Genomic DNA, 26,038 nt, shown 5'->3' on the forward strand with positions numbered 1-26,038 from the left:
ATCGTGTCCTCACTGGTCCGCTAGTCGTCGCTCGCCATGAAGCCGGACTTGCGGCGCAGCAGGAGCGAGGTGACGGCCATCGAGATGGCGAACAGCACCAGGGCGACGACGCAGGCCGCGCCGTAGTTGAAGCGCTGGAAGCCGAGGTTGTAGACCATCTGCGGCAGGGTCCAGGTGGAGCCCTGGGGGAAGCCGGGCTCGAACTGCTGACCGGAGTTGCCCGCGATGCCGCCGGCGACCTTCCCGGCGACGATCGCCTGGGTGTAGTACTGCATGGTCTGGATGACCCCGGTGACCACCGCGAACATGATGATCGGCGAGATGTTCGGCAGGGTGACGTACCGGAACCGCTGGAGCGGGCCGGCACCGTCGAGTTCGGCCGCCTCGTACTGCTCCCTCGGGACGTCCAGCAGGGACGCCATGAAGATGACCATCAGGTCGCCGATGCCCCACATGGCGAGCATGGTGAGCGCGGGCTTGGACCAGGTGGGGTCGGCGAACCAGCCGGGCTGGGGCAGACCGATCTCCCCGAGGAAGTGGTTCACCGGACCGGTGCCGGGGTTGAGCAGGAAGGCGAAGGAGACGGTGGCGGCCACCGGCGGTGCCAGGTAGGGCAGGTAGAACGCGGTGCGGAAGAAGCCGGCGCCGGTCTTGACCTTGGTGATGAGCAGCCCGATGCCGAGGCCGAACGTCACCCGCAGCGCCACCATGACGACGACGAGCCAGAGCGTGTTGCGCAGGCCCTGCCAGAAGGACGGGTAGTCGTTGAAGACGTAGTCCCAGTTCTTCAGCCCGTTGAAGGTGGGGGCCGTGAAGCCGTTGTACTTCATCAGGGAGAAGTAGGCGGTGGAGATCAGCGGGTACAGGAAGAAGACGCCGAAGCCGATCAGCCAGGGGGAGAGGAAGGCGAGGGTGCGGGCCGCCTCCCGGCGGCGCTTCCGGCGCAGCAGGTGCTGCGTGGAGGGCGCCGCCGGGTCGGTCGATCCGGTGCCCTTGCGGGTGCCGAACGCGAGTGACATGGGAGCTCCGTGGTGCCCTGGCTACTTGGCCTGGGCGATGGCGGCGTCGATCTCCTTGGCGGTGGCCGCGAGGCCGCCCGCGAGATCCTTCTGCTGGCCGGACTCGTAGGCGTAGCCGAGGTTCTGCAGCGAGACGATGTAGGCGCCGCCGTTGACGCTCGCCGGGGTGGTGCCCGAGTCCGCGTTCTTGGCGATGTCCAGGAACGTCTTGAAGTTCGCGTCGCTGATCAGCTTCGGCGAGTTGAGCGCCTCGAAGGTGCTCGGCACGTTGTGGATCGCGTTGGCGAAGCCGACCACCGCGTCGGTGTCGGTGGTCAGGTACTTGACCAGCTCCCAGGCGGCGGCCTGCTTCTTGCTGCTGCTGGCGATGCCGACGATGGTGCCGGTCTGGTAGCCGCGGCCCCAGGTGGCGGCCTGGTCGTCCGGCACCGGGAACGGTGCGGTGGCCCACTCGAAGTCGGGCTTGTTCTCGGCGAGCGAGGCGGTGCGCCACTCACCGTCGATGGCCATCGCGACCTGGCCGGTGTGGAAGGGGTTCTTGGCGCTGAACTCCTCGCCGAAGGCGGAGCGGAACTTGTCCAGCTTGTCGTAGCCGCCGAGCTTGTCGACCAGGCCCTTCTGCCAGGTCAGCATGGAGGCGACCTTGGGGTCGGTGGCGAGGCTCGACTTGCCGGAGCCGTCGAAGTAGGCGGGGCCGTACTGGCCGAGGAAGTGCTCGGTGGTGGACTCGTAGCCGTGGTAGAGCGGCATGAAGCCGAGCTGCTTGTAGCCGTCGCCGTCGGCGATGGTCAGCTTGGCGGCGGCGTCGGCGAACTCGCTGAAGGTCTTCGGCGGGCTGGTGATGCCGGCGGCGGCGAAGGCGGCCTTGTTGTAGTACAGGCCGAAGGCGTCGCCGAGCAGCGGCAGGGAGCACTGGTTGCCCTGGTACTGCGTGTAGTTGAGCATGGCTGCCGGGAAGGTCTTCGCGGCGTCGATCTTGTCCTTCTCCAGGAAGGGTTTGAGGTCGGCGAAGGCCTTGGTCGAGCAGAACATGCCGACGTTGTTGGTGGTGAAGGAGGAGACCACGTCCGGGGCGTCGGCGCCGCCGGCCCGCAGGGCCTGGTTCACCTTGTCGTCGGCGATGTTGCCGACGGCCTTGACGTGGATGTTCGGGTGGGCCTTCTCGAAGGCGGCGATGTTGTCGTTGATCGCCTTCACCTCGGAGTCCTGGCTCCAGCCGTGCCAGAAGGTGATGGTGACGTCCTTGCCGCTCGCCGAGTCGTCGTTGCCGCCGGCGTCGTTGGTGCCGGTGCAGGCGGTGGCGAGCAGGGCCAGGACGGCGCTGCCGGTGACGGCGGCGAGCGTGCGGCGGCCTCTGCGGGAGGTGGTGGAGAGCACTTCGAGGTCCTCCTGGGGGTGCGCGGGCAGGCGTCATTGCCTCTGGTCCCGCGTTGGGGGTTGGGGGAGAGGTGTCAGGTGCGGTGCGGCGGGTGGTGCGCGGGGAGCGTCAGTGGGTGGAGAAGACCGCCTCGCGGGCGGCGGCCAGCGCGCGTTGCAGCGCGCCGGTCAGGACGGGCGAACCGGGCAGGGCACTGCTGCGGACTTCCGGCCGGGCGATCGAGATCTTGGCCAGCTCCTCCTCGACGAGTGCGCGCAGCCGTTCGCCGCCCGCACTCGGCACGCCGCCGGAGACCACCACGAGCTGGGGGTCGACGACGGCGACGATGACGGCCAGCCCGACGGCGAGCCGGCCGGCCAGCGCGGCGAGGAACTCGTCGCCGGCGCCCGGGGTCGCCAGGGCCCTCGCGAGCGACTCCTCCGCGGTGGGCGCGCCGAGCCCGTACTCCCGGGCCAGGGCGCGGACGGCGGGTGCGCCGACCAGCTCCTGGAACCCGCCCGAGTTGCGGCGGCGCACGTCCCGTACGACCGGTGAGCCGGGCACCGGCATGTAGCCGACCTCCCCGGCGCCGCCGGTGAAGCCGCGGTGCAGCCGGCCGGCGATCACGATCGCGGCGCCGGTGCCCTCTCCGGCCCAGAGCAGGACGAAGTCCTCGAACCCGCGCGCGGCGCCGGAGGCCTGCTCGGCGACGGCGGCGAGGTTCACGTCGTTCTCGATCGACACCGGGGCGCCGACCGCCTCCGAGAGCTCCTGCACCAGCCGCGGCGAGTGCCAGCCGGGCAGGTGGGAGGCGTAGCGGAGCTTGCCGGTGACCGGGTCGGGCGCGCCGCCGACGCCGATCGCCACGGTGTGCAGGCTGCCCTCGGGGAGCCCGGCGGCGCGGACGGTCTCGGCGACCGCGGCGGCGACCCGGGCGACGGTTTCGGCGGCCGGCCAGCCCTTGGTGAGGGCGACGTGCTCGGCCAGCGTGGTGCCGGTGATGTCGGCGACGGCGACCCGGACGTGGCTGGTGGTGACGTCCAGTCCGGCGACGTGGCCGGCTGCCGGATTCACCTGGTACAGCTGCGCGTTGGGGCCCGGGCCGCCTGCGGTGGTGCCGACCGGCAGGACCAGCCCGGCCGCCTCCAGGCGGGCCAGCAGCTGGGACGCGGTGGGCTTGGAGAGCCCGGTCAGGGTGCCGATCTGGGTGCGGGAGAGCGGGCCGTTCTCCAGCAGCAGTTCGAGGGCGGCGCGGTCGTTGATGGCCCGCAGCAGGCTGGGGGTGCCGGCGAGGGGGGCCTTGGCGGTCGTCTTGGTCACGCGAAGATCCTCCTCTTCCTGCAGGTGGTGGCCGTCGCCGGGTGGGGCGCCGGCGGCCGCCGGGCCCGCCCGGCGCGAACTGTTAGGAAACTTTCCAGTCGCTTGAGACAGGACCGTACGGTCCTCGTCAGGAGGGTGTCAATGGTCGTCACGGCGGTGGATGCCGACTCGTTACCGGGCGGAACGAAGCCCCGCCCCCCGGGTGTCCGGGAGGCGGGGCTTTCATCCGTTTTAGGGTTGCTTCCCCGGCGGTCGGGGTGACCCGGGAGCGGCCGCCAGGGCGACTCGGCCCCGGCGTCAGGGCGACTCGGGCCGGCCGTCAGGGCGACTCGGGCCGGCCGTCAGGCGACTCGGCCCGGCGGCCGGCGCGGTTCCGCCCCGGCGTCAGGGCGACTTGACGCCGGCGTCGTCGGCCGGCCTGACCGGTGCCGGTATCGGCGCCGTCGCCAGGTAGCGGGGCGAGGCCGGGTCGGCCAGCGCGGACGGCGGGGCGGCGTCGGTGGGTGCGGGCGCCGTGGCCGTCGTCAGGACCACCGCCGCCGCGGCCGTCCCGGCGGCCGTGCCCGCGGCGGCGCCGGCCGGCACGACCTCCTCCTTGACCTTGATCCCGGCCAGGTCGAACGCGGCCTTCAGCCGCTGCCGCAGCGCCCGCGCCACCGTCAGCGACTTGCCCGGCGCCGTCCGGGCCTCGACCCGCAGCACCACCGAGTCCGCCGCCACCGACTCCACGCCCAGGATCGACACGGGCGCCCAGACCAGCTCGTCGAACGGCGCCTCCTTGGCGAGCGTCTCCGCCGTCTCCTTGATCAGCGCCTCGACCCGGACGAGGTCCTCCTTGTAGCCGATCTGGACGTCCACCGAGGCGGTCGACCAGCCCTGGCTCATGTTGGCGATCCGCTTCACCTCGCCGTTGCGGATGTACCAGATCTCGCCGTTGGCCCCGCGCAGCTTGGTCACCCGCAGGCCGACCTCCAGCACCGTCCCGGTGGCCACCCCGGTGTCGATCTCGTCGCCCACGCCGTACTGGTCCTCCATGATCATGAAGACCCCGGAGAGGAAGTCGGTGACCAGGTTTCGGGCGCCGAAACCGATCGCCACACCGGCCACACCGGCGCTCGCCAGCAGCGGGGCCAGGTTCACCCCGAGCGCCGCGAGCACCATCAGCGCGGCCGTGCCCAGGATGGTGAACGACGCGACGCTGCGCAGCACCGAGCCGATCGCCTCCGAGCGCTGCTGGCGCCGCTCGGGGTTGACCACGCCGGTGTTGGCCAGCAGCCCGCCGAGCCGGCCGGGCTCGTCCTCGCTCTCGTGCGGCCTGGTCATCCGCGCTATCAGCTGGGTGATCAGCTTGCGCACCACGGCCCGAAGCACCAGCGCCAGCACGATGATGAAGACGATCCGCACACCGCCGGCCAGCCACTCCTGCCAGTGCGAGTCGAACCAGCCGGCCGCCTGCCTGGTGGTGTCGCTGACCTCCTGCGCGCTGGTCGGGATTCTGAGGTCGAGCTGGGGCACTCCGGGGGCCGTCGGGCTCGGGGACGGGCTCGGGGGCGCGGCCGAGCCCGACGTGGCCGGGAGTGTCGTCGTGGTCGTGAGCGTCGTGGACGCGTCGGCGAGGAGGCCGGCGGCACCGGACCAGAACACGTGCGGGACCTTCCTGCAGGGGGTGTGGCACAGCCCGCCGGCGCGGAAGCATGCCCCTGGCCTGCGGACCGTCCGCCCCAGCCTATCGGCCGCCGGACCACCCGCCGGACACGCAGGGGAGCCCCCGGGCCGGCGGGGAGGCGCCGCCGCCGGGCGTGCGGAAACCGTCCGGACGCCCCGTCAACGACCCGGCACGCCCCCGCTCCGCCCCCGAACCGCCTGCGCGTCGCCCCCGGCAAACGCCCCCGACCGGCGCCGCACCGCCCGCCGCTCCGGCTGCTCCGACCGGCCGAGCCGTCCCCCGGAAGGGCACCCGGGTGCAACCCGTCCGACGCCCGGGCATACCGGGTATGACAGAAACCACACCCGGAGTTCATCCCCGGTCCGTTACACAGGAGTGGTGGCGCCGTACAAAGGCGTAAGGCGACACTGGGGGAGATCACGCACCCGTTGCGTGGTCCAACCGCTCGTCCCGGCGCGAGCCACGCGCCGCAGGCGTCCAAGGAGGCATCCGTGCCGCATGTCCTGGTCCTCAACGCGTCCTACGAGCCACTCGGCGTCGTATCGATGCGCCGCGCACTCATCCTGGTCCTCAACCACAAGGCGGTCAGCCTGGAGGATTCGGGAGTCACTCTGCACAGCGCCACCAGCGCCCTTCCGGCGCCGTCCGTCGTCCGTCTGACCCGCTTCGTCCGGGTCCCGTTCTGCGGGCCCGTCCCGCTCACCCGCCGGGCGCTGTTCGCCCGTGACCACGGCCGTTGCGTCTACTGCGGGGCCGCCGCCACCAGCGTCGACCACGTCATCCCGCGCAGCCGCGGCGGCCAGCACCGGTGGGACAACGTGGTGGCAGCCTGCCGCCGCTGCAACCACACCAAGGCCGACCGCCACCTGACCGAGCTCGGCTGGCGGATGAAGCGCCCACCGGCCCCGCCGAGCGGCCTGGCCTGGCGCATCATCGGCACCGGGATCAGGGACCCGCGCTGGCGGCCCTACCTGGAGCCGTACGGCGGCGGCGACCTGCTGCGCGCCCCGCAGTGGGGCGAGTACGAACATCACGACCATACCGAGGCCGGGCACACGGTGCCGCTCGGCCGGGCGCACGCCGCCCACCCAGCCCCCGTCCGCCGCGGTGAGCAGCCCGAACCGCTCTCCGCCTGACCCCGCTCCACAAGGGCTTGCCCGTCATCACCATCGGTACGCCTCATGGGCCGCCGCGCACCCCGCCCCGGGGAGCGCGGCGGCCCGCCGTTCGTGGCCGGCCCGCCCGCCCCGGGACGTGGTGCCCCGGGCGTCGCCGGGGCCCGCCCGCCGCCGAGCGACGGGGCGTTACGGCTTCGGCGGCGTCGTGCCCGGAGCGGCCGGTGCGGTCGGCGGGGTGGCCGGGGCCGTGGCGGGCGGCGTGGACGGGGTGACCGGCGGCGGGGTCTGCCCGGCCGGCGGGGCCGCCGGGGTGACGGCGTACAGCTCGACGCCCCAGAGCGAGTAGCCGTACTTGGTGGCCCGGGCCACGCCCTGCACCCGCACGAACTTCGCCCCCGGCGCGTCGAAGCGCACCGTCTCGTTGCCGCCCTTGCCGTCCTCCACCGTCGCCACGGTGGTCCAGCCGACGCCGTCCGCCGAGGTCTGGATCTTGTACGCGGAGGCGTACGCCGCCTGCCAGTGCAGCACCGCCGACCCCAGGTGGGCGGCCTGCGGCAGCTCCAGCCGGACCCAGGCGTCGTCCTTCGCCGGCGAGGACCAGCGGGTCTTCGGGTCGCCGTCGGCCACCGCCGAGGCGGGGAAGTTCGCCGTCTCGTCGGCCGAGGAGGTCGCCTGTGCGGTGGTGGCCAGGTCCGGCCCGCCGGTCGGCGGCACCACGTGCACCTGGAGCACCTGCCGGACGGTGGCCGACCCGGCCACGAACAGCACCGGCACCTGGTACGTCCCGGACGGCGTGTCCGGAGCGGCGCTGACCAGCAGCGGAACGCCGACCCGGCCGCCGCGCGGCACGTTCACCCCGGACACCGGGGCCACGGTCAGGCCCTTGGCGACGGCCGGCACCTCGGTGCGCAGCTCGCCGTTCACCCCCTCCGGGCGGCCCGCCTCGATCATCGCCCGGGCCTGCACCGGTGCGGTCGCTCCGGTCACCACGTCCACCGCCGCGTCGGCCAGGCTGAGCCGGGCCGCCGGGACGTCCGCGTACCAGGGGATCACCTGGTTGACCACCGGCGGCTCCCCGCCCGGCTTCCAGGCCAGCCGGAACGCGTCCGCGCTCTGGCCGCCGGCCGGCAGCTCGTTGTAGCCGGGCTGGACGGTGCCGATCTCCACCCAGGTGCCGTCCCCGCGGCGCAGCGCGACGGTGGCGGACGCCCGCACGTTCGGGTCGGTGAGGATGGTCAGCCGGTCCAGCGGCCGGGCCGCGCCCAGTTCGACGGTGAGCGGCTCGTCCGAGGCGGTCGGCGCGGTGGCCGCCCGGTAGGCGGTGTCCGGGTTGCCGTCCAGCACGGCGGTGGCCGAGGCGCCGGGCAGCGCGGCCGGACCGCCGGTGACGCTGGCCGGGGCCTCGTCGGGCGCGGTCACGGTGAACTCACGCACCGCCACCGCGGTCTTCTGCGCGGCGGTGGCGCGCAGCCGCACCCCGCGGACCACCGTCCCGGCGGGCAGCTGGGCGGTGACGCTCTTCTGGTTCCTCACCTGCGTCAGCTGCTTCCAGCCGCCCTCGCCGGTGGTGTACTCCAGCACGCCGTCGCGGATGTAGTCGTCCACCGCGGTCCCGCCGTCCGGGCCGCTGCCCCAGGAGCCCATCAGCACGGTGACGCTGCCGACCGGGCGGCCGCCGCCGAGGTCCAGGCCGACCGAGTCGCCCGGCTGCGGCGGCGCCGAGCTCCAGTAGAAGGTGTCGGCCACGCCGTCGGTCATCAGCGCCGGCAGGTGGTCGTGCGCGGTGCCGAGCGTGCTGGTCGCGGTGATCCCGCCGCCGACCACGCCGGCCCAGTTGTCGGCGGCCCGGACGGCGCGCTCCAGGAACGGGCCGAGCACGCCCGCGCCGACCGTCGCCGGGCTCTGGCCCAGCTGCTCGCGCAGCTTGTTCAGCTCCACCCGGGCCTTCCAGGCGGCCGCGCCGTCACCGCCGCGCTGCGCCAGCAGCATGTCCAGCGCGGCCTGGCCGGCGAGGCCGTAGTCGCGCAGCGGTGCCAGCCAGGGGCCGGCCTCGGCGGCCAGCGGCGCGGTGGCCGGGGTCGCGGCCAGGGTCTGCTGCGCGGCGGCCATCGCGGCGAAGGCGTCGCGCAGCGGGCCCGCCGCCTCTATCAGCTTGGCGAGGTCCGGCGCGGCCCCCGCGTTCGGCTCGGCGGTCGCCCAGAACCGCTCCAGCAGCGGGGCGATGTAGCCGGACTCCTGCTTGGACAGCGGCGAGGAGGAGCTGTTGCCGGCGAGCGCCGTGACGGCCGACAGCGCCGCCCCGGCCGGGGTGGTCGCCGCGCCGGTCGGACCGGCCAGCGACCGCAGCGCGGCCTGCCAGGACTCCTCCGGCTTGTACGCGGCGGGGTTCCAGGCGAAGTCTCCGGCGGTGGACAGCGCGATCCGGGAGGCGACGGGCTGCTGCATCGCGCCGGTCAGCATGACGGCCGACCTGGTGGCGACCTCCGCGTCCCGCCCGGTGTAGGCGCCGAGGAAGAGCCGGTCCGGGTCGGCGTCGTTGACCGGGTAGTTGTCCATGGTGACCAGCGGATGCCCGTACAGGCTGCCGGTGTCGGCGGTCTGAGCGCCCGTGATCTTCTCCGGGATCACGCCGACCCCGCTCCACGCCACCTGCACGCCCTCCGGCAGTGCCGCCGCCAGGGCCTTGCGGTACGGCGTGCTGCCCTGCTGGTGGTACTCGGTCGGCACCACGGAGAGCGGGGCCAGTCCCGGGTTCCTGGCGATCAGCCGGTCGTGCACCTTGGAGACCAGCTCGGCCTGCGCCTTGGCGGCGGCGGCCGGCCCGGTGCCGTACTTGGACCGGTCCTCGCTGCAGTGCCACTCGTCGTAGGAGACGTCCAGGAACTGCAGCTGGAACGCGGTGAAGCCGAGCTTGCGCAGCCCGTCCAGCTTGGCCACCAGCGCGTCCGCGTCCTTGGCCGAGCTGAAGCAGAGCGACTGCCCCGGGTCGATCGCGTACCCGAGCCCCACGTGGTTCTTCCGGGCCCGGGCGGCCAGCGCCTTCAGCTCCTCGGCCCGTGCCTGCGGGTAGCCGTCCCGCCAGCGGGAGAGCCGGTACGGGTCGTCGCCCGGTGCGTACAGGTAGAAGTTCTGCTTCGACCGGCCGAGGAAGTCCAGCTGGTCGAGCCGCTGCTGCTGGCTCCACGGCGTGCCGTAGAACGCCTCCGCGGTGCCGCGCACCGGGGCGCCCGACGGCCAGTCGCGCAGCGTGATCCCCGGCAGCCCCAGGCCCGCCGCGCCCGGCGCCTGCCCCTGGCCGGCCGGCACCGCGGCCAGCAGCTGGCGCAGCGACTGCGCCGCGTAGAACGTGCCCGCCGCGTCCGTCCCGGCCAGCACCACCACGCCGTACGTCCCGCCGCCCTGCGCCGGCAGCTGGCCCGCCGACAGCACGTAGCCGCCGGCCGGCATCCCGGCGGTGGACGGCGCGGCACCGTCCTTGCCGCCCGCGGCCGCGGTCAGCTCCCGCAGCACCCGGTCCACCTCGCCGCCCGCCCCCTCGGCGGGCCCGCCGATGTAGACCACCAACGACCCGGCGGCCGGCGTTCCGGCGTCCTCCTGCGGCGTCACCGACGTCGCCCCCGCCACGCCCAGCACCTCGTGGACGGCGTCCACCGCCCCGAGGTCCGCCTTCGGCGCGGGCACCAGTGTGACGGCGGAGGGCACCGCGACCGGCTTCCCGGCCACGCTCTGCTCCTGAGGCCGCGGGAACACCTGAGGGTTGGTGACACTCCCCAGCGGCGTCTGCGTCGCCGTGCTCACCACGTCCGGCCCAGGGCCGTACGCGTACGCCACCGGCCCGCTCACCAGCAGCCCGCCGACCACCGCGGCCGCCGACAGCGTCGCCGCGATCTGCAGCGTCCTGCGGCTGGGCGCCCCCGGCCGCTCGGCCAGCGCCCGCTCCGCCCGCACCGAGGCGAGCAGCGGCTGCGTCCCCTTGAGGTCGGCGATCAGCCGGTCGGCGGTCCTGGGGGCCAGTTGACGGCACGTCCGCGCCGTCAGCTGACGCGCCGCGATCGCGGCCGGGTGGTACAACACGTCACGCAGCGCCGGGCTCTGCTCCAACTGCTGCCGCAACCGACGCCCTGCAGCGACGGACACTCGGGCTTGCACAGGAGCCTCCTCGCCAGGCAACGACCACATCGCGCCAAAGCCCACCAGTTGGCCCAGCCGGTGTCAACGCCGTCGACGGCTATGACTAGTTTGTCCGTTTTATTGCCGACTGAGGCCGCCACTCCCTATTCACGCGGCGGCCACCTGGTCACCACCGGGACACCCGTCGTTCCGCCGTGGCCGCACACCCGGTACGAGGCCCGAAGCGCTCCCGCCGTGCCGGTCCGGCGTCCCGGCCGTCCGCTGCCCCGCACCCCGCGGAGCCGTGGACCCGCACGCCGCCGCCCTCCTGATCCCGTACCGGTCCGCGTCGCAGCCCCGCCGCCGGCCGCGCGCCCGGCCGCCCGTTCACCGTGTGTCGCGCGGGGTCACCGGGCCGTTACGCGGGTAGGACTGTGGCTGTTCTGACCGGGCTTTCCCGAGACATCGCAGGAGCCGCGAGTGGCCGCTTATCTCGACCGTGACGGAGCCGACGGCCTGGAGGTGCCCGCGCAGGACGCGCCGGCCCCTCCGGCCGAGCTGGTGGCGTTGGCACAGGCGTACGGGGTGGACCAGGCGTATCAGCCGGGGGCACGGACGCTGGTGGCGGTGCTGGGTGCGTTGGGGGTGGAGGCGGGGACGCCGGAGGCGGCGCGGGAGGCGCTGGAGCGTCACCGGGCCGGGCAGCGGGCGCGGTTGCTGCCGCCGTGCGTCGTCGTCCGGCAGGGGCGCAGGACGGCGCTGGACGCGCCGGCCGACGTGCGGCTGAGCGTCGAGCTGGAGGACGGCGGGGTCTGGGAGCTGCCGCGCGGGCACTCGCACTGGCTGCCGGCCGATCTGCCGTTGGGGCGGCACACCCTGAAAGCGGAGACAGCGGAGAAGGTGCAGCGCGCACACCTGATCGTCGCACCCGAGCGGCTGCCGCAGCTGCCCGGCCGCAGCTGGGGCTTCCTCGCACAGCTGTACTCCGTCCTGTCCGACCGCTCCTGGGGCATGGGCGACCTCGGCGACCTCGCCGAGCTGGCCCAGTGGGCCGGAGCGGGCCTCGGTGCCGGGTTCGTGCAGATCAACCCGCTCCACGCCGCCCTCCCCTCGACGCCCTCCGACCCGTCCCCCTACCGCCCCTCCTCCCGCCGCTTCGCCGACCCCGTCCACCTGCGGGTCGAAGCGGTGCCCGAGTACGCGTACCTGACGGGCGAGCAGCGCGCGGAGGCCGAGGAGCTGGGCCGCCGGGCCGCGCGGCTGCGTGCCGAGGTGCTGGGCCACGACGGCCTGATCGACCGGGACGCGGTCTGGGCACTGAAGCGCCGCGCCCTGGAACTGCTGCAGGAGGTGCCGCGCGGCGCGGGCCGCCAGGCCGCGTACGACGCCTATCGGGAGCGGGAGGGCGAGTGGCTGGAGCGGTACGCCCTCTGGAACGCTCTCGCCGAGACGCACGGCGCCGACTGGCACGCCTGGCCGAAGGGGCTGCGCCACCCGGGGAGCCCGCACGTCACCCTCGCCGCCGAGGAGCACCGGGAGGCGGTCGAGTTCCACCGCTGGCTCGCCTGGCAGCTGGACCAGCAGCTCGCCCACGCCCAGCAGGCGGCCCGTACGGCCGGCATGCCGGTCGGCCTGATCCACGACCTCGCGGTCGGCGCGCACCCGGACGGCGCCGACGCCTGGGCGCTCCAGGACGTCCTCGCCACCGGGATCTCGGTCGGCGCCCCGCCGGACGCCTTCAACGCCCACGGCCAGGACTGGGGCCTGCCGCCCTGGCGTCCGGACGCGCTCGCCGCGGCCGGGTACGCCCCGTACGCCGAGCTGCTCCGGTCGGCCGCCCGGCACGCGGGGGCGATCAGGATCGACCACGTGATGGGCCTGTTCCGGCTCTGGTGGGTGCCGGAGGGCCATGCGCCGACCGAGGGCGCGTACGTGCGCTACGACGCGGAGGCGATGCTCGGCGTGCTGGCCCTGGAGGCGCACCGGGCGGGGACGGCGGTGATCGGCGAGGACCTGGGCACGGTGGAGCCGGGCGTCCGCGAGGAGCTGGCGGCGCGCGGCATCCTCGGTACGTCCGTGCTCTGGTTCGAGCGGGACTGGCAGGCCAAGGGTGAGATCCTCGCGCCGGAGCGGTGGCGGCCGGGCAGTCTGGCCACCCTGACCACCCATGACCTGCCGAGTACGGCGGCCCGGCTCTCCGGCGAGCACGTCGAGCTGCGGCACCGGCTCGGTCTGCTGGCGCGCTCGCTCGGCGAGGAGCAGGCGGAGGCGGCGGCCGACCGGGCCGACTGGCGGGCCGAGCTGGCCCGGCTGGGTCTGCTGGCCGAGGGCGAGCCGCTCTCCGCGCAGGCGCTGTACCGGTTCCTGCGGGCCACCCCGGCCGAGCTGGTGGGCGTCTGGCTGCCGGATCTGGTGGGCGATCCGCGCCCGCAGAACCTGCCCGGCACCTGGGACCAGTACCCGAACTGGCGGCTGCCGGTCGCCGACGGCGCGGGGGACCCGGTGACGCTGGACGGGATCGCCGCGGACCCGGCGGCGACGACGCTCGCCGCCGTGCTGGGGCAGCGTCCCGCGGGAGCAGCCCGAAAGGCCGACCCCGCCGCGCGCGGTGACGTAAGCGGCGGGTAAGTTGGGCGACGTGGACAAGAGGAACGCTTTGCGAGCCGGTGCGGTCACCGCAACGGTCACGCTGATGATGCTGCTGTCGTCGCCCGCCATGGCCCTCACCCCGGACGACGGCGACGACCCGGGAGCCGGCCTGAGCGTCGCCCAGGTCCTCGGCCTGTACGTTTTCATCCCGATCGCGTCGTTCGTGATCATCGCCGCCCTGGCCGCGATGCCGTACGGCAGCAAGGGCGGCAAGAAGTAGCCGAGGGGGCTCTCTCCACCCACCCCGTACATCGCCCGAGGGGGCGCCGGACACCGTCCGGCGCCCCCTCGGGCGTTTCTCCGTGCCCAGCGGGCACGGGTACCGGGGGCCGCAGGCGGACCCGCGACCCCCGGCGGTGCGTCAGTGCCCCAGCTCCCGGGCGCCCGCCGCGCGGTCGGCCACCTGGGCCTTCAGCGCGCGCTCGATCCCGGCCCGCGCCTCGATGACCTGCCGCCGCAGCGCCGGCGCCGGCTCGGCCGAGGCCAGCCAGGCGTCGGTGGCGTCCAGCGTGGCCTGCTCGACCTGGACGGCCGGGTACAGGCCGACGATGATCTGCTGCGAGATCTCGTGGCTGCGGGTCTCCCAGATGCCCTTGACGGCCGCGAAGTACTTCGCGGTGAACGGCGCCAGCAGCTCACGCTGGTCGGCCTGCTGGAAGCCGGCGATCACGGCCTCCTGGACGTAGTTGGTGAGCTTGTCCGACTCCACCACGGAGGCCCAGGCCTCCGCCTTGGCCTCGGCGGTCGGCCGGGCGGCGCGGCAGGTGGCGGCGTGCTCCTGGCCGGCGGCCGTGTTGTCACGCTCCAGCTCGGCCGCGACGGCGGCCTCGTCGGCGCGGCCGGTGGCGGAGAGCCGGCCCAGCAGCGTCCAGCGCAGCTCGGTGTCGACGGCCAGGCCCTTCAGCTCGACCGAGCCGTCCAGCAGGCCGGCGAGCAGGCCGAGCTGACCGTCGGTACGGGCGACCGAGGCCAGTGCGCGGGCCCAGGCCAGCTGGTGGTCGCTGCCGGGCTCGGCGGCGCGCAGCTGCGCCTCGGCGGCCTCGGCCCAGCGGGCCAGGCCCTGCTCGCGCCAGGCAGGGTCGGCGTAGGCGTCGAGGGCGAGCTTGACCTGGCGGTGCACCGACTGGACGACGCCGATGTCGGACTCCCGGCCGAGGCCGGAGACGGCGAGCGCCAGGTAGTCGCGGGTGGCGAGCTCGCCGTCGCGGGTCATGTCCCAGGCGGAGGCCCAGCACAGGGCGCGCGGCAGCGAGTCGGTGAAGCCGCCGAGGTGCTCGGTGACGACGGCCAGCGAGTCCTCGTCCAGACGGACCTTGGCGTACGAGAGGTCGTCGTCGTTGAGCAGGATGACGGCCGGGCGGTGCCGGCCGACCAGCTGCGGGACGTCGGTGCGCGGGCCGTCGACGTCCAGCTCGATCCGGTCGGTGCGCACCAGCGAGCCGTCCGTCAGCTCGTACAGGCCGATGGCGATCCGGTGCGGGCGGAGCACCGCCTCGCCCTTGGCACCGGCCGGCAGCGCGGGGGCCTCCTGGAGGACGGCGAAGGACTCGATCTCGCCGTCGGTGTTGAGGGTGAGCGCGGGGCGCAGCACGTTGATGCCGGCCGTCTCCAGCCAGGCCTTGGACCAGGCCTTGAGGTCGCGTCCGCTGGCCTTCTCCAGGGCGCCGAGCAGGTCGCTCAGGCGGGTGTTGCCCCAGGCGTGCTGCTTGAAGTAGGCCTGCACGCCCTGGAAGAAGGCGTCCTGGCCGACGTACGCCACCAGCTGCTTGAGCACCGAGGCGCCCTTGGCGTAGGTGATGCCGTCGAAGTTGACCTGGACGTCCTCCAGGTCGTTGATGTCGGCCATGATCGGGTGGGTGGACGGCAGCTGGTCCTGCCGGTACGCCCAGGTCTTCATCTGGTTGGCGAAGGTGGTCCAGGAGTGCGGCCACTGCGAACCGGGTGCCTCGGCCTGGCAGACGGCCTCGGCGAAGGTGGCGAACGACTCGTTCAGCCAGAGGTCGTTCCACCACTCCATGGTGACGAGGTCGCCGAACCACATGTGGGCGAGCTCGTGCAGGATGGTCGCGGCCCGCGACTCGTACGCGGCGTCGGTCACCTTGGACCGGAACACGTACTGGTCGCGCAGGGTGACGGCGCCCGCGTTCTCCATCGCGCCGGCGTTGAACTCCGGGACGAACAGCTGGTCGTACTTGGCGAACGGGTACGGGTAGTCGAACTTCTCCTGGAAGTAGTCGAAACCCTGCTTGGTGACCGCGAAGATCGCCTCGGCGTCCAGGAACTCGCGCAGCGAGGGGCGGCAGTAGACGCCCAGCGGCACCTTCTGGTCGCCGTTCTCGTAGGTGTCGAAGACGCCGACGTACGGGCCGGCGACGAGCGCGGTGATGTAGGTGGAGATCCGGCCGGTCGGCTCGAACTTCCAGACCTGGGTGTCACCGTCGCCGGCCGGGGCCGGGGTGGGGGAGTTGGAGACGACGACCCAGCCCTTGGGGGCGGTCACGGTGAAGGTGAACGCGGCCTTGAGGTCGGGCTGTTCGAAGGCGGCGAAGACCCGGCGGGCGTCCGGCACCTCGAACTGGGTGTACAGGTACGTCTCGCCGTCGACCGGGTCGACGAACCGGTGAAGGCCCTCACCGGTGTTGGTGTAGGCGCAGTCGGCGACGACGCGCAGCTCGTTCTCGGCGGCCAGGTTCGGCAGCGCGATCCGGCTGTCGGCGAAGTTGGCGTTGTCGAGCCGCTCGCCGTTGAGCGTGATCTCCCGGACGCTCGGGGCGACCAGGTCGATGAAGGTGGCCGCGCCGGGGGTGCGCGCGGTGAACCGGACCACCGTGGTGGACCGGAAGGTGCCTCCCTCGCGGGCCGAGCCGAGGTCGAGCTCGATGTCGTACGCGTCCACGTGCAGGAGGTCGGCCCGGGTGCGGGCCTCCTCACGCGTCAGGTTGGTGCCGGGCACTCGCAGGACTCCTTCGTCAGGCTTGATGCCTCGCATCCTCCCATGTCCGGTCGTCCGCGCCGGGGGGAATTCCCGGGGGAACGCCACCGGGCGGGGCGGGGGCGGGCCGGTGGGCCCGCTCCCGCCCCGCCCGGCCGTGCCGACGGGTGGTCAGCCCCTCAGGGCCGGCGCGTCACTTCTTGACGAACTTGATCACCGGGCTGTCCGAGCCGGAGCTGCGGGAGAAGCCGAACAGCGAGCCGTCGGACTGCACCACGTACTCGGTGGAGCTGGCGTACATGCTGTCGGCGGCCTTGTTCTGGGTGAGGTTGCCGAGCTCGCTCACCGAGCCGTCGGCCGGCGAGAGCGTCACCAGCTTGGAGTCCTTGTTGTAGCCCATGTCCAGCACGGCGCGGATCTTGCCGTCCTTGTCGGTGCCGGAGACCAGCCGGATGCCGTCGCTGGCACTGCCGGTGGACGACCAGAGCCGCTTGCCGCTGGTCAGGTCGTAGGCGTTGATGGCCGGCTTGCTCGGGTTGGTCTGGACGTACAGCGTGGTCCCGCTCACCACGCTCTGGGTGAACGCGTCGGCCTGGCCGGAGAGGCGCAGGCTGTCGGCGCCGGGCTCCTTCACCGACATCGGGTTCATCGGCTTGTTGCTCTTGTCGAACGGCAGGATGTAGTCGCCGTTCGGGCCGCTGGTGACCAGCAGCACCAGCGGCTGGTCCGAGACGACCTTGTCGACCCGCTCGATGCTGCCGGTCAGCGGGATCGGCGCGCCGCTGGTGGTCTTGCCGGTGTCCGTGTCGACCAGGACCAGCTGGGACTTGGTGGTCGTGTTGAGGCCGTAGCAGCGGTCGCTGACCGCGATCTGGGCGCCGGCCGCCTTGCCGTAGACGCTGCAGTCCTTCTCGCGCGGCTGGAACTGCCAGGCCGGCGAGCCGTCGCTGATGTTCACCGCGCCGACCATGTTGCCGCCGATGCCGATGACCTTCTCGGTGACGCTCAGGGTGGGCGAGGACATCCGGTCCTGGCTGACCTTGGCCGTCCAGAGCAGCTTGCCGGTGCTGACGTCGACCGCGCCGACGGTGGAGCAGTCGCTGTCACCGGTGTTGAGCGCGACCGCGGCGATGTGCTTGGAGTTCACGCCGTACGAGGCGGCGCAGAACTCCTTGCTGCCGGCGGGCGGGGCGATCGTCCACAGCTCCTTGCCGTCGGCCGAGTTGAGGCCGCGGATGCCGTAGCTGTCGGCGCGCACGATGGTCTTGTCGGCGCCCCAGATGCCGAGCATCTGCGAGCCGCTGGTCGCGTTGGCCGGCTTGGCGGCGGCCCAGGCGAGGTTGTAGGCGCCGGCCTTGCCGGCGCCACCGCCGGTGGGACCGCCCGAGCCGTTCGTGGCGGTGGGGTCGGTGGTGCTGCCGCCGGTGACGCCGCCGGCGCTGGTGCTGCTGCCGCCGGGGTCGTCGGGGCTGCCCTGGAACAGCACGATCAGGCCGGCGACGATGGCGATCGCCAGCACACCGCCGATGATGCCGCCCCAGAGCATCACCGGGTTGCGCTGCTTGGGCGCCGGAGCCACCGGCGCACCCGGGTAGGTGTACCCGGCCTGCTGCTGCGGGTAGGCGTAGCCGGTCCCGCCGCCGTCGGTCGGCGGGGCGGTGTAGCCGTACTGCTGGCCGCTGTTGGGGGCGGCGAACTGGGGCTGGGCCGGGTCGTACGGGCCGACCGGCGCGCCGGGCGGGGGCGGCGGCGTGCCCTGCGCGGGGAAGGCGGCGGCGGTGGGCGCGTAGGCGTAGTCATTGCCCGGCTGCTGGGCCGGGGGCTGTCCCGGCGGCGTGCCGGGCGCGGCCGGCGCGGCCGGTCCACCCTGCCCGGGGACCGGTGCCCCGTCGAGCTGTGTCATCTGGTCCGCCATGGCGGCCGGGTCGGGCGCGCCGCCGGGCGTGCGCCCGAGCGAGACGCCCCGGTTGTCCTGCGGACCGCTGCCGGTCGTGTCGCCTGCCCCCGGCGTAGGGTGATCCCCTGCCATCTGATGCCCCGTCATGTCTGGAAGCGTCCCCCGGCCGGGTCACGTCCGAGGCCGGTGGGACGGGTGAGATTGGGCACCATCGTACGGGTGGCCCGTTTTGGCCCGCCCCAGGAGCCCCGAACCCCGCGCACCGCACCCCTGAGCTGCCCGGCCTTCCCGCAGCCCACCGCCGCCCCCGCCCCGGCGTGTCGAAGCCCCCCACCTCACCCGCACGGACACTGCGCCACCCCCTCACCTGCCCTCCCCACCGCACGCGCCCCTCCCGTCGCCCGTCGCCGCTTCCCAGACCCCCGCTTCCCAGACCCCCGCCGTCCGCCCCCCGCCGCGCCACCCGCCGCGCCACCCGGACGCCCTCGCGCCGCCTCCCCGTCACCCGCCGTTCCACCCACGTCGCCCGTCGCCGCACCCCCGACCCCCTTCAGGGCCTAGGCTTCAGGAGTTGAAGGGATCGCCCGGCGGAGGGGTTCCCTCGCCCTTGGGAGGGTGGATCATGTCGACGGACACACCGGGCTCGCAGTCCTCACTGCACCGGGCGAACCTGGAGCGCGTGCTCCGGGCGGTACGGATGGCCGGCTCGCTGACCCAGGCCGAGATCGCCCGCGGCACCGGGCTCTCCGCGGCCACCGTGTCCAACATCGTCCGGGAACTCAAGGAGAGCGGCACCGTCGTGGTCGCCGACACCTCCTCCGGCGGCCGCCGCGCCCGCAGCGTCTCGCTCAGCGGCGACGCCGGCATCGTGGTGGGCATCGACTTCGGCCACACCCACCTCCGGGTCGCCGTCGGCAACCTCGCGCACCGGGTGCTCGCCGAGGAGAGCGCCCCGATCGACGTGGACGTCTCCGCCGCCCAGGGGTTCGACCGCGCCGAGGCGCTGGTGGAGCGGCTCCTGGCCCAGGCCGGGTTCCGCCCGGACAAGGTGATCGGGGTGGGGCTCGGGGTCCCCGGCCCGATCGACGTGGAGACCGGCGCGCTCGGCTCCACCGCGATCCTGCCGGGCTGGACGGGCATCGCCCCCGGCCGCGAGCTGGCCGAGCGCCTGGGCATGCCCGTGCACGTGGACAACGACGCCAACCTGGGCGCGCTGGGCGAGCTGGTCTGGGGCGCGGGACGCGGCCTGAGCGACCTCGCCTACATCAAGGTGGCCAGCGGTGTCGGTGCCGGGTTGGTGGTCAACGGTCAGATCTACCGCGGCCCCGGCGGAACCGCCGGTGAGATCGGGCACATCACCCTGGACGAGGCCGGCCCGGTCTGCCGCTGCGGCAACCGCGGCTGTCTGGAGACCTTCGTCGGCTCCCGCTACCTGCTGGGCCTGCTCTCCACCACCCTCGGCCCGGACCTCTCGCTGCCCCGGGTGGTCGAGCTGGCGCACCAGGGCGATCTGGGCTGCCGCCGGGTGATCGCCGACGCGGGCCGGCAGATCGGCACCGGCGTCGCCACCCTCTGCAACCTGCTCAATCCCCGCCGGGTGATCCTCGGCGGCGATCTCGCCGAGGCCGGCGAGCTGGTGCTGGCCCCGATCCGGGATTCGGTGGCCCGCTACGCCATCCCGAGCGCGGCCCGCCAGCTGTCGGTGGTCCCGGGCACCCTGGGCGGCCGGGCCGAGGTGCTGGGCGCGCTGGCGCTGGTGATGAGCGAGATGGACGACTCCGGGACGCTCGGCAGATCCGTACAGGCGTCCGTCGCCCGACCGTGAGTACCCGCCGGGGGACCCTCCGTGGCCGTCTGCGCGCCCCGTACGGCGATTGCCGGCGGGTGGTGGTGGGCGCCCCGCTCGGCGTCCGGTAAGTGGACATTAGACTCGACCGGTCGGCACCGACCGAGTTCGTCGGACCGCGCCGGCACACCGGGCAGCGACGCCCGTCGGACCGCCCGCGGTCCGCGACTTTGAACGAGGAGGAACGGGTGGCCCTGCTGACCCGCATTCGGGGACCGCGCGATCTCGACCGGCTCACGCCCGGACAGCTGGCCACGCTGGCCGAGGAGATCCGGACCTTCCTGGTGACGGAGGTCTCCAAGACGGGCGGCCACCTCGGCCCGAACCTCGGCGTCGTGGAGCTGACCATCGCGCTGCACCGGGTCTTCGACTCGCCGCGCGACCGCATCCTCTTCGACACCGGCCACCAGAGCTACGTCCACAAGCTGCTCACCGGCCGCCAGGACTTCTCCCGGCTGAAGATGAGCGGCGGCCTCTCCGGCTACCCGTCCCGCGCCGAGTCCGAGCACGACGTGATCGAGAACTCGCACGCCTCGACCGTCATCTCCTACGCGGACGGCCTGGCCAAGGCCAACAAGATCAAGGGCAAGACGGACCCGGTCGTCGCGGTCATCGGCGACGGCGCGCTCACCGGCGGCATGGCCTGGGAGGCGCTCAACAACCTCGCCGACGCCAAGGACCTGCCGGTCGTCATCGTCGTCAACGACAACGAGCGCTCCTACTCGCCGACCATCGGCGGCCTCGCCAACCACCTCGCGACGCTGCGCACCACCCAGGGCTACGAGCGCTTCCTCTCCTGGGGCAAGGACGCCCTGCAGCGCACCCCGGTGGTCGGCCAGCAGCTGTTCGACACGCTGCACGGCGCCAAGAAGGGCCTGAAGGACTTCATCGCCCCGCAGGGCATGTTCGAGGACCTCGGCCTCAAGTACATCGGCCCCATCGACGGCCACGACCTCACCGCCCTGGAGTCGGCGCTCACCAAGGCGCGCGGCTTCGGCGGCCCGGTGATCGTCCACTGCCTCACCGAGAAGGGCCGCGGCTACCACGCGGCCGAGAACAACGACGAGGACCGCTTCCACGCGGTCGGCGTGATCCACCCAGACACCGGGCTGCCGGTCAAGAGCTCGGGCAAGGACTGGACCTCGGTCTTCGGCGAGGAGATGGTCGCGCTCGGCCACGAGCGCGAGGACATCGTCGCCATCACCGCCGCGATGCTCCACCCGGTGGGCCTGGCCCCGTTCGCCAAGGCCTTCCCGGACCGGATCTTCGACGTCGGTATCGCCGAGCAGCACGCCGTCACCAGCGCGGCCGGCCTGGCCACCAACGGCCTGCACCCGGTCTTCGCGGTCTACGCGACCTTCCTCAACCGCGCCTTCGACCAGGTCCTGATGGACGTCGCCCTGCACAAGCTGGGCGTCACCTTCGTCCTGGACCGGGCCGGCGTCACCGGCACCGACGGCGCCTCGCACAACGGCATGTGGGACATGTCGATCCTCCAGGTCGTCCCGGGCCTGCGGCTGGCAGCGCCCCGTGACGCCGACCAGGTCCGTGCCCAGCTGCGCGAGGCCGTCGAGGTCACGGACGCCCCGACGGTGGTCCGCTACTCCAAGGGCACGGTCGGCCCGGCCGTCGCCGCGGTGGGCCGGATCGGCGGCATGGACGTGCTGCGCGAGGCCCCGGAGGGCTCGGGCCCGGCCGACGGCCGCCGCGCCGACGTGCTGATCGTCTCGGTCGGCGCGATGGCCCCGACCAGCCTGGAGGTGGCCGACCTGCTGGCCGCCCAGGGCATCAGCGCGACCGTGGTGGACCCGCGCTGGGTCAAGCCGGTGGACGCGGCCCTGCCGGGCCTGGCCGCCGAGCACCGGGCGGTCGTCACGATCGAGGACAACGGCCGGGTGGGCGGCGTCGGCGCCGCGATCGCGCAGGCGCTGCGCGACGCCGAGGTGGACGTCCCGCTGCGTGACTTCGGCATCCCGCAGGAGTTCCTGGACCACGCCTCCCGGGGCGAGATCCTCGCCGAGATCGGGCTCAACGCGCCGGACATCGCCCGCCAGGTGACCGCGCTGGTCTCCCGGCTCGCCAAGCTGGACGTGGCCACCGTCGAGGCCTGAGCCCGGCCCCGGGCCACCCCGGCCCGCTCCCGCGGCGTCCGTTTGCGACAACTTCGCAACAGTCCACCCGGGGGCGAGCCGATAATCGCACCGAAAGGCGGGACCGGCGCTGCCCGCGCCGGTCCCGCCCGGTAGGTTGTCTCCGTGCCGACCCCCACCCGCCCCCGCCTCGCCGGGCTAGCCGAGCGCCTGCCCGACCGCGTCCGTACGGGGCTCCTCATGCCCGTCGGCGGGCAAGGAGGGCGTTACTGGGCGAGGCTGGTGCCGGTGCTGGCCCTGGTCGCGCTCACCACGCACATCCCCTCCTTCGTCCGGCCGGTCTGGAGCCCCGACGAGGGCTTCCTGGCCACCCAGGCCCGGATGCTGGCCGACGGGGGTGTCCTCTACGACACCGTCGTCGACCGGAAGCCCCCGCTGCTTCCCTGGCTCTACCAGGCCTGCTTCGCCGTCTTCGGCTCCGCCTCGCTCTGGCCGCTGCGCACCCTGGCGGTCGTCGCGCACCTGGGCACCGCGATCCTGCTGGCCTCGATCGCCCGCGGACGCTGGGGCAACCGGGCGGGCGCGGGCGCCGGCCTGCTCTACCTGCTGGTCTCCATCGGGCTCTCCCCGGAGGACACCCAGGCGGCCACCTTCGAGGTGTTCATGCTGCCCGCCATGGTGGCGGCCTTCCGGTACGCCGAGCGGCGCCGCTGGCTGGCCGCGGGCATCGCGGTGGCACTCTGCTCGCTGACCAAGCAGACCGGCGGCGCGGTGCTGCTCCCGGTGCTCTGGATGCTGTTCCAGGACGCCCGCCGGCGCGGCGTACGCTGGCCGCCCGCGCTGTTCAAGATCGGCTTCGGCTTCACGCTGCCGATAGCGCTGGTCGCGGTCATCCTCACCAAGCCCAAGGGCTTCCTGTTCTGGGTGGTCACCGGCAGCGGCGACTACGCCTCGTTCGGCGGAGCCTGGCTGCAGATGACCGGCCGGGCGCTCGGCAACTCGGCGATCCTGGTCGGGGCCGGCCTGGGCTTCCTGCTGCCGGTCGGGCGCAGGCTCTGGCTGAAGTACCGCCACCGCCCGCTGCCGGTCGCGGGGGAGGAGCACGGCTCCACCGCCGACCTCTGGGTCTGGCTCCTCTCCTCGGTGGTCGCGGTCAGCGTCGGCTTCCACTTCTTCGGCCACTACTACCTCCAGCTGATGCCCCCGCTGGTCCTGCTGGGCACCGGCGCGGTCGCCACCTCGGCGATCCGCTGGAAGCCCGTCCTGGCGTACACGACGGCCGCCGCCACCGTGTTCTGGGCGCTGGCGCTGGCCTGGCCGGGCGAGCGGCTCAACCAGACCACCGAGGTGGCCACCGCCGTCGCCGCGCAGACCACGCCGAAGGACACCGTGCTGGTCTGGGGCATGCACCCGGAGCTGTACTGGCTGGCCGACCGCAAGCCGGCCACCCGCTACCTGACGGCCGGCTTCCTGACCAACTACAGCGGCGGCAAGGACAGCAGCCCCAACGTCGGAGAGCAGTACAGCGTCAGCAACGCCTGGCAGACCTTCGACAAGGAGCTGCTCGCCAACGGCCTCCCGGAGGTCGTGGTGGACGACTCGGGCCTGGCGCCGTACCAGCCGACCCAGATCCCGCGGATCGAGAACCTGCTGGACACCCACTACGAGATGGTCGGCGTCTTCGCCGACACCGTGGTCTACCGCCTCAAGCACTGAGCCCCGGCGTCCCGCCCCGCGCGGACGTCCCGGCCCGTGAAGAGCCCGGACCCGGCCCATACGGCCCCCTCGCCGCGCGGACGTCCCCGCCCGTACGGAGCCGCCCCCGTACGGACCCCGTCCCACGCGGCACATACGGAAGAGCCCCGGTGACCTCCAAGGTCACCGGGGCTCTTCGCGTCACTGCTAGGCGGGCACCGAGGCCACACCCGGGGCGAGGAACCGCTTGCCGGTCACCCGCTCCGAGACGCCCTCACGGTCCAGGTACGGGGTGATCCCGCCCAGGTGGAAGGGCCAGCCGGCACCGGTGATCATGCAGAGGTCGATGTCCTGCGCCTCGGCGACGACACCCTCCTCCAGCATCAGGCCGATCTCCTGCGCGACGGCCTCCAGGGAGCGGTTGAGCACCTGCTCCTCGGTCAGCACGGTGTCGCCGAAGGAGAGCAGCTCCAGCACCTCGGGGTCGAGGACCTGCTTGCCGTCCACCCAGGTGTAGAAGCCGCGCTTGCCGGCCTTGACCACCTTGCCGAGGTTCTCGGAGACGGTGAACCGCTCCGGGAAGGCGCCGTGGAGGGTCTCCGAGACGTGCAGCGCGATGGCCGGGCCGACCAGCTCCAGCAGCACGATCGGGGACATCGGCAGGCCGAGCGGCTCGACGCCCTTCTCGACCGTGGCGATCGGGGTGCCCTCGTCGATGATGTTCTGGATCTCGCCCATAAAGCGGGTCAGGATCCGGTTCACCACGAACGCCGGGGCGTCCTTGACCAGCACCGAGGTCTTCTTCAGCTTCTTCGAGACGCCGAAGGCGGTGGCCAGCGAGGCGTCGTCGGTCTGCTCGCCGCGGACGATCTCCAGCAGCGGCAGGATCGCGACGGGGTTGAAGAAGTGGAAGCCGACGACCCGCTCGGGGTGCTTCAGCTTCGAGGCCATCTCGGTGACCGACAGCGAGGAGGTGTTGGTCGCCAGCACACAGGTCGGCGAGACCACGTTCTCGAGGTCGGCGAAGACGGTCTGCTTGACGCCCATCTCCTCGAACACGGCCTCGATCACGAAGTCCGCGTCGCCGAAGCCGACGGCCTTGTCGAGCGAGCCGGTGACCAGGCCCTTGAGGCGGTTGGCCTTGTCGTTGCCGATCCGGCCCTTGCCGAGCAGCTTGTCGATCTCGGCGTGGACGTAGCCGACGCCCTTGTCGATGCGCTCCTGGTCGATGTCGGTGAGGACCACCGGCACCTCCAGCCGGCGGGCGAAGAGCAGCGCCAGCTGGGAGGCCATCAGACCGGCACCGACGATGCCGACCTTGCTGACCGGGCGGGCCAGCGACTTGTCCGGGGCACCGAACGGGCGCTTGGCCCGGCGCTGCACCAGGTTGAAGGCGTAGATGCCGCTGCGCAGCTCGCCGCTCATGATGAGGTCGGCCAGGGCCGCGTCCTCGGCGTCGAAGCCGGCCTGCAGGTCCTGGTCCTTGACCTGCTGGATGATGTCCAGCGCCTTGTAGGCGGCCGGAGCGGCGCCGTGCACCTTGGCGTCGGCGACCAGGCGGCCCCAGGCGACGGCGTCGTCCCAGGCCTTGCCGCGGTCGATCGCCTCGCGCTCGACGACGACGTCGCCCTTGAGGACCTTGGCGGCCCACAGCAGCGACTGCTCCAGGAAGTCGGCCGGCTCGAAGATCGCGTCGGCGATCCCCAGCTCGAACACGTCCTTGCCCTTGAGCTGCTTGTTCTGGCTCATCGAGTTCTCGATGATGACCTTGATCGCCTTCGAGGGGCCGATCAGGTTCGGCAGGATGGTGCAGCCGCCCCAGCCGGGGACGAGGCCCAGGAAGACCTCCGGCAGCGAGAACGCCGGGACGCCCGCGCTGACGGTGCGGTAGGTGCAGTGCAGGCCGACCTCGACGCCGCCGCCCATCGCCGCGCCGTTGTAGAACGCGAAGGACGGGACGGGCAGCGCGGCGATCCGCTTGAAGACCTCGTGGCCGCCCTTGCCGATGGCCAGCGCGTCCGCGTGCTCCTTGAGCAGCTCGACGCCCTTGAGGTCGGCGCCGACCGCGAAGATGAACGGCTTGCCGGTGACGGCGACACCGACGATCTTGCCCTCGGCGGCCTCGGCCTCGACCTGGTCCAGCGCGACGGACAGCTTCAGCAGCGAGCCCGGGCCGAAGGTGGTCGGCTTGGTGTGGTCGAAGCCGTTGTCCAGGGTGATCAGGGCCAGCTTGCCGGCCTGCAGCGGCAGGTCCAGGTGGCGGACGTGGGCCGTGGTGACGACCTCGCCCGGGAACAGCTCGGCGCCGTGCTGCAGCAGCTCAGTAGTGGTGCTCATGC

Annotated in this window: 14 protein-coding genes; 6 read left to right on the forward strand and 8 right to left on the reverse strand. The window is 73.2% G+C overall.

Annotation, left to right across the window (positions count from 1 at the left end; all coding sequences use genetic code 11):
• Nucleotides 1-20: 20 nt before the first annotated feature.
• From ACZ3YO_RS27330 to ACZ3YO_RS27345, 4 genes are all read right to left on the reverse strand, one after another.
• Nucleotides 21-1,019: a carbohydrate ABC transporter permease gene (locus ACZ3YO_RS27330; protein WP_465574164.1), complete on the reverse strand. Its 999-nt coding sequence runs from the start codon at nt 1,017-1,019 to the stop codon at nt 21-23.
• 21 nt (nt 1,020-1,040) lie between these two features.
• On the reverse strand, nt 1,041-2,396 hold the full coding sequence (locus ACZ3YO_RS27335) for an ABC transporter substrate-binding protein (RefSeq protein WP_465574167.1): 1,356 nt from the start codon (nt 2,394-2,396) through the stop codon (nt 1,041-1,043).
• A 109-nt stretch (nt 2,397-2,505) separates the two neighbouring features.
• Nucleotides 2,506-3,696, reverse strand: coding sequence for an ROK family transcriptional regulator (locus ACZ3YO_RS27340; protein ID WP_465574170.1), 1,191 nt, complete (start codon nt 3,694-3,696; stop codon nt 2,506-2,508).
• Between the two features lie 384 nt (nt 3,697-4,080).
• Nucleotides 4,081-5,211, reverse strand: coding sequence for a mechanosensitive ion channel family protein (locus ACZ3YO_RS27345; protein ID WP_465574317.1), 1,131 nt, complete (start codon nt 5,209-5,211; stop codon nt 4,081-4,083).
• Between the two features lie 642 nt (nt 5,212-5,853).
• On the opposite strand from ACZ3YO_RS27345, the gene ACZ3YO_RS27350 reads away from it, so the two are divergent.
• Nucleotides 5,854-6,498: an HNH endonuclease gene (locus ACZ3YO_RS27350; RefSeq protein WP_396325051.1), complete on the forward strand. Its 645-nt coding sequence runs from the start codon at nt 5,854-5,856 to the stop codon at nt 6,496-6,498.
• Between the two features lie 168 nt (nt 6,499-6,666).
• Here ACZ3YO_RS27350 and ACZ3YO_RS27355 read toward each other — a convergent pair whose 3' ends face one another.
• Entirely contained in the window at nt 6,667-10,617 is a 3,951-nt protein-coding gene (locus ACZ3YO_RS27355; protein WP_465574174.1) for a beta-N-acetylglucosaminidase domain-containing protein, read from the reverse strand.
• 495 nt (nt 10,618-11,112) lie between these two features.
• Here ACZ3YO_RS27355 and malQ point away from each other — a divergent pair, with 495 nt between their 5' ends.
• Nucleotides 11,113-13,218, forward strand: a complete 2,106-nt coding sequence (gene malQ, locus ACZ3YO_RS27360) for a 4-alpha-glucanotransferase (RefSeq protein ID WP_465574320.1) — start codon at nt 11,113-11,115, stop codon at nt 13,216-13,218.
• Nucleotides 13,219-13,228: 10 nt separating this feature from the next.
• Entirely contained in the window at nt 13,229-13,459 is a 231-nt protein-coding gene (locus tag ACZ3YO_RS27365) for a hypothetical protein (protein WP_396325053.1), read from the forward strand.
• 141 nt (nt 13,460-13,600) lie between these two features.
• Here ACZ3YO_RS27365 and pepN read toward each other — a convergent pair whose 3' ends face one another.
• Entirely contained in the window at nt 13,601-16,192 is a 2,592-nt protein-coding gene (gene pepN / locus ACZ3YO_RS27370) for an aminopeptidase N (protein WP_465574177.1), read from the reverse strand.
• Nucleotides 16,193-16,364: 172 nt separating this feature from the next.
• A complete protein-coding gene (locus ACZ3YO_RS27375) occupies nt 16,365-18,200 on the reverse strand; it encodes an outer membrane protein assembly factor BamB family protein (protein ID WP_465574180.1) in 1,836 nt (611 codons plus the stop codon).
• Nucleotides 18,201-18,690: 490 nt separating this feature from the next.
• Between ACZ3YO_RS27375 and ACZ3YO_RS27380 the strand changes: the two genes are divergently transcribed.
• The 3 genes from ACZ3YO_RS27380 (at nt 18,691) to ACZ3YO_RS27390 (ending at nt 23,720) form a co-directional block, all read left to right on the forward strand.
• Nucleotides 18,691-19,893, forward strand: coding sequence for an ROK family transcriptional regulator (locus tag ACZ3YO_RS27380; RefSeq protein ID WP_465574183.1), 1,203 nt, complete (start codon nt 18,691-18,693; stop codon nt 19,891-19,893).
• 209 nt (nt 19,894-20,102) lie between these two features.
• Nucleotides 20,103-22,025: a 1-deoxy-D-xylulose-5-phosphate synthase gene (gene dxs / locus ACZ3YO_RS27385; protein WP_465574187.1), complete on the forward strand. Its 1,923-nt coding sequence runs from the start codon at nt 20,103-20,105 to the stop codon at nt 22,023-22,025.
• Nucleotides 22,026-22,169: 144 nt separating this feature from the next.
• Nucleotides 22,170-23,720: an ArnT family glycosyltransferase gene (locus ACZ3YO_RS27390; protein WP_465574189.1), complete on the forward strand. Its 1,551-nt coding sequence runs from the start codon at nt 22,170-22,172 to the stop codon at nt 23,718-23,720.
• A gap of 186 nt (nt 23,721-23,906) precedes the next feature.
• On the opposite strand, the gene ACZ3YO_RS27395 is transcribed toward ACZ3YO_RS27390, so the two are convergent.
• Nucleotides 23,907-26,036 (reverse strand): 3-hydroxyacyl-CoA dehydrogenase NAD-binding domain-containing protein, encoded by a 2,130-nt coding sequence (locus ACZ3YO_RS27395; RefSeq protein ID WP_465574192.1) that lies wholly within the window; start codon nt 26,034-26,036, stop codon nt 23,907-23,909.
• Nucleotides 26,037-26,038 lie beyond the last annotated feature (2 nt).

Source organism: Kitasatospora sp. NPDC022785, assembly GCF_055561295.1.

Excerpts from the sequence above, each read along its gene's own strand:
- ACZ3YO_RS27395 (WP_465574192.1), bottom strand. The coding sequence starts at position 26,036 with ATGAGCACCACTACTGAGCTGCTGCAGCACGGCGCCGAGCTGTTCCCG.
- ACZ3YO_RS27375 (WP_465574180.1), bottom strand. The coding sequence starts at position 18,200 with ATGGCAGGGGATCACCCTACGCCGGGGGCAGGCGACACGACCGGCAGC.
- ACZ3YO_RS27380 (WP_465574183.1), top strand. The coding sequence starts at position 18,691 with ATGTCGACGGACACACCGGGCTCGCAGTCCTCACTGCACCGGGCGAAC.
- ACZ3YO_RS27330 (WP_465574164.1), bottom strand. The coding sequence starts at position 1,019 with ATGTCACTCGCGTTCGGCACCCGCAAGGGCACCGGATCGACCGACCCG.